We start from the raw sequence: 11,226 nt of genomic DNA, 5'->3' as shown, positions 1-11,226 counted from the left end.
CCCGCAGTACGGAGACTGCCTGAGCTATTTATTGGGGATTGATCGGCAGAAAATGCGGCTCAGATACTGGCGCTCAGGCGCAGCCATACCTTGAAAGGATCAAACTGCATGAAATTGGGCTTGGATAAAGGCTTGGTGGCCTGTATGTCGGCGTTGATCCCGTTGCGGAGATTGAATTGCACACCCAGCGCCAGGCCAGTCAGCGCCCCTTCTGGTACGCCCTCGTTGCGGCTGTAGACCCGCCCGTAATCCAGACCCAGCCAGGGGCGTACGCTTCCTGTCACACCGGCCAGATCGAATGGACGGCGCATCCCGACTTCATTGCGGACAAAAAAGCCATGGTCCCCAGAAAGTGAGCTTCGATTGAAGCCGCGTACCGAGTACAGGCTGCCGATCATGATCTGTTCGGTCCCATACAGGACATCGTGTGAATATTGGGAGGACCATTGCGATGAGAATTCAAACCCTTGCTCGCCCACCTTGAATGGGCGGAAGAAATTCCCACTGAATGTCCACTTCCTGAACTGCGCACGCGGATCGCTGGCGGTGAGCCCATCGGCATCACGCAAAGCACCGAAAGATCTCAGACCTTGCGAAACGCCCAGGTCCAGATACAGAAAACCACCTGCCACCACCGTATTGACGGAACCGCCCACGTCCAGAACACTCATTTTCCGGCTGGCCGCTTCCAACAGCGTGTCTTCCAGATAGCTTTTGGATTCTTTGGCGGTCAGGTTGGAATACAGATTCCAACGCGTGGTCGCGTTGCGCGACAAGACATGGTCCAGCCGAACCGAATAACTATCGGTGTCACCACTGTTTTTCAGGCGCGTGCCACTGGCGGTAGAAAAAGAGCTGGCATAACGCGAAACACTGCCATTGATACTGAGGGTGGTATATCCAAATGGAATGATGTACGTCATCGAGTCTGATTCACTCAGACGCTGCTTGTCACCCAAAGGGAATGTCCGGCGCTTGGTGTAGCTGACAAAATCATTGAAACCCAGGATATTGTCTATCGACACTGTCACTCCGGCCTGGGATTCACCGGTACTTTCGGAGCCTTGGTTATCCAGGCTCACCAAGGCGTGCAAGGGAAAAGTAGGCTTGTTGTGCAGCACCACAATGCTGTCTCCCGGGGTATTTCCCGGCAACATTTCCAGCGTGGCATTGTTGGATGCCAGGCGATTGGCTTGGTCCAGCGCCTGCTCCAGGTCACGGATATTGAGCGGCGCACCTTCCAGGCCCGGAGCGATGGTTCCCACGGAAATGCTGTTTTTGCCGCCATCCTCCACCCGGATCTTGGACAGCTTGCCTTCCACCACCAGAATCTTCAGCCGCCCCTCGCTCAGGTCCTGCTGCGGCAAATAGGCTCTCACCCCCACCCAGCCTTTTTGGACATACGCACGGGTGATGTCACTCAGCAGTGCCTCAATGTGCCCGACGCCCAGACAACGCTGCAGATAGGGCTGCGTGATGCGGTCCAGATCGGCTGGTGAAAACAGGCTGGCACCGTCCACATGGACCGTCTGAATGTCGCGGCATGCACCGTTGTCCTTGCTGACGGACTCCGGCTGCGTGATGGAGATCTGCGCCGGCGGAGAGGCGCTGAGTCGATCTCTGGCCAACTGTTCCTGAAGACGCTGCGCTTGCAACTGCTGCTGCCGCTGTGCATCTTGCGTGGCCTGCTGCAATTCCGAAGAGGTCTGTGCATACGTGTGCATGCACAACATCGCGGCGGTGATGACCATGCCGCACTGGATAAAACGAAGAACTTGCAAGGGAGCCTCTTGTGCCTGTCGCGATAACGATTTCTTTTTTCTGTACGTCCGTCGTCCATATCCAGGAGCTACCCACATCCATCTCGCATCGCGCATGCAGCCCATGACCCATGCCAAGCCGCACCACCTTGGTGCAATACGCCCACCTGCTGCTGCCCGGCCCCCCGGTCTCCCCACCACGTGGGCTCCATGTGCGCTCTTAAGTAACTCCTGGTTACAGACACCCCGAGTTCACCCGTTTCGAAAAAACCTAGCAATCACAAAACTTAGGTATTTCGCGCAGTTTTTGCGGAGGACCCACGGTGCAAACCACCCACACTGCACGGCCTGTCAGGCAACCAGATTCCGGTCCAGGCCACTGCCGGACTCCCGTTGACACTTCTGCAATGGGAGGCCTGGGACCGCCCGATGCATGCGGACCGTGACACCAGGCAGCTCCGTCCACCGGCCCTCACAAACCCGGCCCAGAGCAAAAAAACCCCGCTGTGCAGAACACAGCGGGGTGTGGGATGGGCCGGCGCACCCGCATGGGTAGCGGGCACAGGCAAATTACAGTAGGCGCGGAAAGTCAAGGTGCGGTAGCATGCGCCCTCTCCCGCTCCCCTGCCATCTGTTCAGTACCGGGGTTCCCCCAGCGACAGCATGAGCCGGTTGGCCCAGTTGAAGAAGGCCGCCGCGTGCAGCAGATCGGCTGCGGCCTGTGCATCCAGACCCTGCGTGCGCAGGGCGGCCACATGGGAGGCGTTGTACCGGGACGGGGTGTCCGTCAACGCCACACTGGCGTCCACGATGGCATTCCAGCGCGCCCCCAGATCGGCGTGCACGCCTTCATCCAGCAGGCGCTGCACATCCTCGCGGCGGCGGGCGAAATGGCTGGCGAACCGGGCATGCACCGAAGCGCAATAGATGCAGCCGTTGTGGCGCGACGTGGCCGCCGCAGCCAGCTCCCGCTCGGCCCGTGGCAGGCCGGCTTCGGGGTTGTAGAAGATGTCCTTGTCGGTGCGGGTGCGCGCACCCAAGGTGTCCGGGTCGCGTGCCAGCAAGCGGAAATACGGCGACTTGGCGCGCACCGCATCCACCAGTCCGTCATAGTGGCGGTGCGTCAGTGCAGCCTCTTCCAGCGGCGCCAGCCAGGGCTGCCAGTCCAGCTCGGCCTGGGTGAACACGACCGGGGCCGTGCCCGGCACCACCTCTTCGTGCACTGGTGCCACCGGCTGCGACGCGCCGGTGCGTGCCGCAGCAGCAGCGGTGGTGTCCCAGTGCGCCGACAGCACCCCCAGCCCCGCCACCACCCGGATCTGAAAGCTGAGAAATGCCACCAGCTGCGACAGAACCACGATGTCGTCGGCCGACCAGCCCGCAGCCTCCAGCGCGCGCAGGCGCTGCGGCTGTGCATCCCGCGGATGGAACACCAGGAAATGCGCGTGCCGCAAGGCGGCATGCAGCCGCCCCCCCAGCACGGTGCGCAGCGTATCGGACAGGTGCAGTTCCAGCCCTTCGCGGTCTTCCACCGTCAGCGGCCCTTCGGGAAAGCGCCCGTACGGGCCTTGCACCGTGCCGACGGCAGCGGCGTGGCGCACCGCCTGGGCCCAGGTGGGCGCCAGGGGTTCCAGGGCCTGCAGATGGAAATCCGCCACCGCCGCCTGCTGGTGCAGCAAGGCCACAAAGGCGGCCACCGCATGGCGCTCCGCTGCGCTGACCTGCCCCGCCACGGGGGCTGCAGGCGAAAACAGCGCATCATGGCTTTTTTGCGCCTGATCACGGGTCTGCGGGCGCGACCAGCGCAGCTGGTCCAGCCAGTCGCCTGGCGCAATACCGGCCAGCAGGTCGATCACATCGGGCGGTGCCGTCTGTGCGCCTGCATGGGTACCCGTCTGTGTACCCGCATTTGTGGCTTCGGGTGCATGCACGATTTCTGTCATGGTTCTGCCTTTCTCAAGCCGCTTGCAATTCGCGTTCGGTGCCAGCCGGTGCCGCCGCGGCGCCAGCGGTGCCGCTCCAGCCCAGCGCAGGCGCAACGATGCGGGCCGTCAGCTCCAGCGAGCGCAGGATGGCCGCATGCGGCGGGTCGATCGAATGCACCTGGAACACCAGGTCCGTGGTGCGCGCCAGTGCCGTATCGGCCTGCAGCGAGGCGATCACCTCGTCGGGCGTGCCCAGGTGCACGTCATAGGCTGCGATCAGCCGCTCCAGGGGCGCCTGGGGGTCCACACGCGGGAATGGACCGGCCGATGCATGGGCATGGCGCACCGCCAGACGGCGCAGACCGGTCTCGGCCCAGTGCAGCGCGTCTTCACGGCGGTCGGCCACCAACAGGGTGCGCGAGCCCAGGATGCGCGGAGCCTGCCCGGCCGGCAGTGCCGCCAGATAGGCATCGATGATGGGGTTCTGGATCTCCGAGAGCGACAGCTTGGGCGCATGGTCAGGGCGGGGCTGGGTGCGCGACAGCATCAGGCCTTCGCCCGCCGCGCCGGCGCGCTGGCCGCCCTCCACCGAGAAAGTGGCCTGCCAGATGCGGCCCAGCAAATGCGGGGCTGCGGGGTAGACCCGCACGCCACCCTGCAAGGCATCACCGCGCCAGGCGGCGCGCAGCACATCCAGATTGCGGCCATAGACCGCACCCCGCTCCTGGCTGCCCACGCCAAAGGCCTCGAACGATTCGGCCGTACCGCCCGTTCCCAGCCCCACTTCCAGGCGGCCACCGGACAGCAGGTCCAGCACCGCGGCATCTTCCGCCACCCGGATGGCGTTTTCCATGCTCAGCGTCACCACGCCCGTCCCCAGGCGGATACGCTGCGTGCGCGCCGCCACATGGGCCAGAAACACCAGCGGCGAAGGCAAGCCGCCTTCGTGTTCGTGGAAATGGTGCTGGGCGACCCAGGCCGACTCGAAGCCCAGCGCCTCGGCATGGGCGATCTGCTCGGTCACCAGGCGGTAGCGTTCGCCGGCAGAGGCGTCATCCAGCAATCGGCTGAAGTAGCCCAGGCGTTTCTTCGGGGTGGTGGTGGGATTGGACAAAATCAATGCTCCTTGTGCCGGGAATGGCGGCGATCAGTTCACGGGTGTAATGGCTGCGGGGATGCAGGAACACCTGCTCCACCGTGCCCTGCTCCACCACCTTGCCGTGCTGTAGCACGGAGACGGTGTGGGCGATCTGACGCACCACCGACAGGTCGTGCGTGACAAATACATAGGTCAGCTGCAGCTGCTGCTGCAGCGTTTCCAGCAGGCGCAGGATCTGGGCCTGCACCGTCACATCGAGTGCGGAAACAGCCTCGTCCAGCACCAGCACCTCGGGCTGCAGCACCAGGGCACGGGCAATGGCCACGCGCTGGCGTTGGCCGCCCGACAGGGCATGCGGGCGGCGCTGGTGCAGCTCCGCCGCCAGCCCCACGCGCTCCAGCGTGGCCTGCACACGCTGGCGGCGCTCGGCGGCCGGCAGCGGCGCAAAGTTGCGCAGCGGCTCCTCCACAATGTTCCACACGGTCTGGCGTGGGTCCAGCGAGGCATAGGGGTTCTGGTAGACGAGCTGCACCTTGCGGCGGAACTGGCGCAGAGCCTCGCCGCGCAGCGCGGTCACGTCCTCTCCGGCAATGCGGATCTGCCCCGCCGTGGGCCGCAGCAGCCCCACCAGGGCGCGGATGGTGGTGGTCTTCCCCGATCCGGACTCTCCCACAATGGCATGGGTGCTGCCGCGCCGCACCTGGAATGACACCCCGTCCACAGCCTTGAACGGCTCCCGCTGGCCCGGCATGGGAAAGTGGTGCTCGACCTCCTGCACCTGCACAGCCCATTCGGTGACCGGCGCGGCATCGTCCGGCTCTGCCGTGCGCAGCACCGGCGTAGACAGGGCCGGCGCATCGGCCAGCAACTGGCGCGCATAGCTGCTTTGCGGCTGGCGCAGCACCTGCAGCGTCTCACCCGCTTCCTGCACGCGCCCCTGGCGCAGCACAACAATGCGGTGGGCCCGGTCGGCCGCCACCCCCAGATCGTGGGTGACCAGCAGCACGGCGGTGCCGGTCTCGCGGCGCAGGGTGTCGATCAGGTCGAGAATGCGCCGCTGCACGGTCACATCCAGCGCGCTGGTGGGCTCATCGGCAATGATCAGCGCAGGCTTCAGCGCCACGGCCATGGCAATCAGCACCCGCTGCTTCATGCCACCCGACAGCTCGTGCGGGTACTGGCGGTAGCGCAGCTCCGGCCGCGACAGACCCACCTTGCGCAGCAACTCCACCACCTGCTGCTCCACGGCAGCGGCATCGCGCCAGCCGTGCAGTTGCAGCACTTCGGCCACCTGCGCACCGATGGTGCGCACGGGGTTGAGCGAAGCCGTCGGGTCCTGGGGTACCAGGCTGACCACCCGGCCGCGCAGGCTGCGCCATTGCGCCTCGCCGGCATGGGTCACATCTTCCCCCAGCAGGCGGATGCTGCCGCCCACCACCCGGCCGTTGTCCGGCAACAGCCCGATCGCGGCCTGCGACGTGGTGGATTTGCCGGAGCCGGACTCCCCCACCAGCGCCACCACCTCACCAGCACGCACGCTCAACGACACGCCGTGCACCACCGTGCGCAGCCCATCCGCCTCCCGGTAGGCGATTTGCAGGTTGTCGATTTCCAGCAACGGGCCGTCCGCCGGAATCGGCGCGGCGGCGGAGGCAGGCTCTGCCGCTGCCGTGCGCAGCAGGCGCTGGCGCCAGATTTGCCAGGCACTCATGCGCGTGCTCCCGACAGCGACACGCTGATGCGGTTGACCGCCAGCACCACGGCCACCACCACCAGGCCCGGGGCCGATGTCAGCCACCAGGCCGTGGACAGGTAATTGCGCCCTTCGGCGATCAGCAGTCCCCATTCCGGCGTGGGCGGTGGCGCGCCATAGCCCAGAAAGCCCAGGGTGGCGATGGCCAGAATCGCCGTGCCGAACTGCAGCGCCGCCAGCGCCACCACCGAGGTCAGCGAGTTGGGCAGCACATGGCGCCACAGCACCGCGCCAAAGCGCCCGCCGCTGCCAAAGGCTGCCTCCACATATTCCGTGCGGCGCACACGCACCACTTCCGAGCGCACCAGGCGCGCAAAACTGGCCACCGACGCCACCCCCACGGCAATGGCCGCATTCACCGTGCCAAAGCCCAGCACGATGATGATGGTGAGCGACAGCAGCAGCGACGGCACGGCCAGCAGCACATCCACCACCCGCATCAGCGCCTCGTCGGTGCGGCCGCCCACGGCGCCCGCGATCAGGCCCAGCGCGGTGCCGGCCACCAGGCCCACCCCCACGGCCACCAGCGCGCCGGACAGCGAATGCACGGCACCATGTACCACCCGGGCCCAGACATCGCGCCCCAGCGCATCCGTGCCCAGCCAATGGCCGGCACCCGGTGCGCGCAGCTGCTGGCCCGCCAGCCCCACCAGGGGGTCGTGGCTGCTGAACCAGCCGGGCACCAAGGCCCACAGCAGCACCACGGCCAGCACCGTCCAGGCAAGCCACAGGCCCGGCGGCACCTGCCGTGCGCGCTGCTGCAGCAAGCCCAGGCCAAGGCCCTGCGCCCATGGACGTGCACGGGCGGATGCAGCAGGCGCGGTAGCCGCTGTGGCCGCTGCTGCCGCCACGGCAACTTGCGGCACGGTGCCCTGCAAGGGATCCGCTGCCGGTGCGCGCAGCGCCAGCCCTTCGTTGTGTGTCAATGCATTCATCGCGTCAGCCTCCTGCCGCATGGCGAAGCCGTGGATCCAGCCAGGGATAAAGCAGGTCCACGATCAGGTTGATGGTCACAAAGGCCGCGGCAGACACCATGACCACGGCCTGCAATACCGCCGTGTCCTGGTTGCCCACGGCCTGCTGGGTCAGGCTGCCCAGTCCGTTGAGGCCGAACACCGCCTCGGTCACCACGGCGCCGGCCAGCAGCTCGCCGAACAGCACGCCAGTCATGGTCAGCACGGGCAGCAAGGCATTGCGTGCGGCATGGCGCAGCAGCACATGCAGCTGCGAGGCACCTTTGGCGCGCGCCACGGCTACATAGGGCTGTGCCAGCGCGGCATCCAGATTGCGCATCAGGATCTGCGCCAGCGGCGCAGAAATGGGTACGGCCAGCGTCAGCGTGGGCAGGATCAGCCCCTGCCAAGGCCCGGGATTGATCACCGGCACCCAGCCCCAGCGGAACGACACCCACTGGATCAGCATGATGCCCAGCCAGAACACCGGGATCGATACGAACAGCGAGGGCAGCGACTGCAGCAGCGCACGCACGGCCCGCACCCGCACCACGCTGGCGGCCAGCGCCAGGCCCAGGGCCAGCAGCAGTGCCGCAGCCAGCCCCAGCGCCGCCAGGCGCAGTGTGGGCGGCAGGTTGGTGGCCAGCCCTTCGCTGACCGGCACCCCGGCCTGCAGCGAATAGCCGAAATGGCCCGTCAGAAACTGCCCCAAGGTGTGCAGGTACTGGCGCCAGACCGGCTGGTCCGCGCCATAGGCGGCCTGGATATCGGCAATCTGCTCCGGCCCCAGCCCCAGATCGGGGTTCAGGAACTTGATCAGCACCGCATCCCCTGGCATCAGCTGCAGCAGCACGAACGAGACCGAGAACGCTGCCCACAGCACCAGCAGTGCCTGGCCGGTGCGCCGCAACAGATATGCCGTCATGCGCGCCTCCGCTTAGGGCTTGGCCAGCCAGGTGGCATAGAAGCTGGGTCGGCCCACGGCCTCGAACCCGACATCCTTGACCGTCGTGGCACCGGCAAAGGCCTGGGGCTCCTCGAAGATCGGAATCACATAGGCCTGGGCAATCAAATAGCGCTGCACGTCCCCGGTAAGCTGCAGGCGCTTGGCGGCGTCGGTCTCGGCCGCAATCGCGTCCAGCAGGCCGTTGAGCTTGTCATCCACAAAGCTGTTGACCTTCTGGCTCACACCGCCTTTTTGCAGCAGCACATTGCGGTTCGTGGGGTAGTAGTTGCTCTTGATCACATCCGGATCTGCGCGCCCCACCATGCCCGGCGCGACCGGGGTCTTGGCCGGATCCAGGCTGTCCAGCGTCTTGCTGCCCGCATCACCGGCCAGCACATTGAGCTTGACCCCCAGCTTGCCCCACTGCTGCGCCACCAGCTGCAGGGTTTCCTTGTTCTGCGGCTGCGGCAGGGATTCATAGGCCGTCAGCACCAGCTCCTGACCGTCCTTCTGCCGCAGGCCGTTGGCCCCCAAGGTCCAGCCGGCTTCGTCCAGCAGGCGCTGCGACTGCTGCGGATCGAACTTCAGATCGGCAGAAAGGTCCACGTACCCTGCGGCGGACTTGGCGATCACCGAAGTGGCCTGCGGGTAGTTGGCCGAGAACAGGGTCTGCACCACTTCGGCGGTGTTCGTCCCATGCAGCAGCGCCTGGCGCACGCGCAGATCGGCCACCAGGGCGTTGTCCGGGCGCAGGGCAATGCTGTTGTTCACCCCGCGGGTGGAAGGCGCGTAGATCTGGAAGTTCTGTTCCTGCACGCGCTTCTCGTCATAGGCCTGCACCTGGCGGATCAGGCCCGCCTGGCCCGACAGCAGCGCGCCAATGCGCACGCTGTCCTCGGGCGTGACCACCAGACGGATGCTGTCCAGGCGCGCACGGCCCTGGTGCGCATGCTTGGCAGGGCCCCACTTGTAGTCGGCACGCGCCTTGAACAGCAGCTCCTTGCCCAGTGTCTCCCGCTCCACCACAAAGGGGCCGGAGCCGATGATGCGCGTGGCATCACCCAGCTCTTCGAAAGGCCGTGCCAGCGTGGCCAGCGACACCAGGCCCGAGCCGATCACCGACGTGCCTTGCAGGAACCCCGGCGACGGCTTGCTGAAATAGAACTTCACCGTCAGCGGGTCTACGACCTCGCTGCGCTGGTAGTTGTTGATCACTTCGGACACCGGCAGCTTCAGCGCCTTGTTGCCCAGACCGTAGGTGTCGAAGTTCTTGGCCACGGCCGCCGCATCCAGCGGCGTGCCATCCGAGAACGTCACGCCGGAACGCAGCTTGAACGTGAACTCCGTGGCCTGGTCATTGATGGCCCAGGACTCGGCGATCCAGGGCTGGATTTCCAGCGTCTTCGGGTCCTGGTAGGTCAGCTTGTCGGTGATCTGGTTGAGCACACCGCCGTTGGGATAGAAGCCGCCGGCCGGCGGATACAGATTGGTGTGGGCCTGCTGCTCCAGATAGACCAGCTCCCCTCCCTGTACGGCAGCACCTGCCGATGCGCCTTCCGAAGTGCTGCTTTGCTGGGAGCATCCCGCCACCCAGACTCCCGCAGCCATGGCTGCCAGCCACCACCATTGACGTTTGTTTTTGCGTTGCAGTTGCACGAGACCATCCATCCTTCATGCCATTGAGGCGCTGTTATGCAAGAGTCGGAAGACTCCAAGGGAAACCTTCCAGATGGCCTGAATGCTAGGAATTCCGCTCGCCTTTTTGAACCTCTGTTTTCGCACTTGGATATGCGGCCAGCAGATATGCAGCGCCCGGCACAAACCGCATAACCAAAGCCGTATTCCGTATTTGCCGCCCGCCCGCAGCCGCGCGAGCATGGCGCTTTCCCACCTCAGAGAAAGCCTCCCATGTCACTGCCTTTGGACCACATCGTGATTGCCGTGCACGATCTGCACACCGCCATCCACGACTACCGCAATCTGGGATTCACCGTCACCCCGGGCGGGGACCACCCGGGCCGCGCCACCCACAACGCACTGGTGGTGTTCCAGGACGGCTCCTACTTTGAGTTGATCGCCTGGAAAGGCCCGGAAGAAGCCCACCCCTGGTGGCCCAAGCTCAGCCGCTTTGGCCCCGGCATCGTGGACTTTGCCTTGCTGCCCGGCACCACGCCGCAGGTGGTGGCACAGGCGCTGTCGCGCGGCCTGGCCTACCAGCCCCCGGTCGATGGCGGGCGGCTGCGCCCCGACGGGGTGGAGCTGCGCTGGCAAAACGCCCGCCCGGCCACGCCCGATCTGCCTTTCCTGTGCGGCGATGTCACACCCCGCGCCCTGCGCGTGCCTGAAGGCCCGGTGCGTGAGCACGCCAATGGCGTGCAGGGCGTCGCCCAGCTGCACGTGGCCGTGCACGACGTGGCCGCCACACTGGAACGCTACCGTGCCCTGCTGGGCCTGACGGATGCCCCGGTCCCTGCCGAAGGCGCTGCCAGCCTGCAGCTGGGCGGCACCGTGCTGAAGCTGGAATCCGCCAGCGCCAGCCCTGAAGCCGCCCAGCGGCTGGCCCTGCAAGGCGAAGGCCCGTTTGCCATCGCCTTGCACACCACGCAGGCCAACCCTCTGGGGCCCGTGGTGCATGGCAACACCCATGGCACCCGGCTGGAGCTGATCGCCTACCCCGGCACCGGCACCTCCGCTCATCCCGCCGCGCACCCCGGTGCTCATGCGCAAAGCGCATTTGCATAGCCGCAAAGCTTCGTTGCCCGGGCCCCGGTGGCTCGGGATACTGCCTCC

Annotated in this window: 8 protein-coding genes and 1 pseudogene; 1 reads left to right on the top strand and 8 read right to left on the bottom strand. The window is 65.9% G+C overall.

The window, feature by feature from the left end:
- Window positions 1–59 precede the first annotated feature (59 nt).
- From CT3_RS08695 to CT3_RS08665, 8 genes and pseudogenes are all read right to left on the bottom strand, one after another.
- Window positions 60–1,781: a ShlB/FhaC/HecB family hemolysin secretion/activation protein gene (locus CT3_RS08695; protein ID WP_172591821.1), complete on the bottom strand. Its 1,722-nt coding sequence runs from the start codon at window positions 1,779–1,781 to the stop codon at window positions 60–62.
- Between the two features lie 614 nt (window positions 1,782–2,395).
- The gene (locus CT3_RS21535) at window positions 2,396–2,971 is read right to left on the bottom strand and encodes an alkylhydroperoxidase domain protein (protein ID WP_218568129.1); all 576 of its coding nucleotides are present in this window, start codon (window positions 2,969–2,971) and stop codon (window positions 2,396–2,398) included.
- 138 nt (window positions 2,972–3,109) lie between these two features.
- Window positions 3,110–3,703 (bottom strand): annotated as a pseudogene (locus CT3_RS21530) (CMD domain protein); the annotation flags it as partial.
- A gap of 13 nt (window positions 3,704–3,716) precedes the next feature.
- A complete protein-coding gene (locus CT3_RS08685) occupies window positions 3,717–4,805 on the bottom strand; it encodes a putative FMN-dependent luciferase-like monooxygenase (RefSeq protein ID WP_066534883.1) in 1,089 nt (362 codons plus the stop codon).
- Complete coding sequence (locus tag CT3_RS08680) at window positions 4,738–6,495, bottom strand: dipeptide ABC transporter ATP-binding protein (RefSeq protein WP_083520366.1); 1,758 nt, start codon at window positions 6,493–6,495, stop codon at window positions 4,738–4,740. The genes CT3_RS08685 and CT3_RS08680 overlap by 68 nt, the downstream gene beginning before the upstream one ends.
- Window positions 6,492–7,472, bottom strand: coding sequence for an ABC transporter permease (locus tag CT3_RS08675; protein ID WP_066536089.1), 981 nt, complete (start codon window positions 7,470–7,472; stop codon window positions 6,492–6,494). Before CT3_RS08675 ends, CT3_RS08680 begins: the two co-directional genes overlap by 4 nt.
- A 4-nt stretch (window positions 7,473–7,476) precedes the next feature.
- Entirely contained in the window at window positions 7,477–8,415 is a 939-nt protein-coding gene (locus CT3_RS08670) for an ABC transporter permease (RefSeq protein WP_066534887.1), read from the bottom strand.
- Between the two features lie 12 nt (window positions 8,416–8,427).
- Entirely contained in the window at window positions 8,428–10,044 is a 1,617-nt protein-coding gene (locus CT3_RS08665) for a TIGR04028 family ABC transporter substrate-binding protein (protein ID WP_225608615.1), read from the bottom strand.
- Between the two features lie 300 nt (window positions 10,045–10,344).
- Between CT3_RS08665 and CT3_RS08660 the strand changes: the two genes are divergently transcribed.
- The gene (locus tag CT3_RS08660; protein WP_083520367.1) at window positions 10,345–11,178 is read left to right on the top strand and encodes a VOC family protein; all 834 of its coding nucleotides are present in this window, start codon (window positions 10,345–10,347) and stop codon (window positions 11,176–11,178) included.
- Window positions 11,179–11,226: the final 48 nt, after the last annotated feature.

This window comes from Comamonas terrigena NBRC 13299 (genome assembly GCF_006740045.1).
Taxonomy (GTDB): domain Bacteria; phylum Pseudomonadota; class Gammaproteobacteria; order Burkholderiales; family Burkholderiaceae_C; genus Comamonas; species Comamonas terrigena.
The sequence above is the reverse complement of the archived record's forward strand: the minus strand, read 5'-3'. Positions and strand labels throughout refer to the sequence as shown.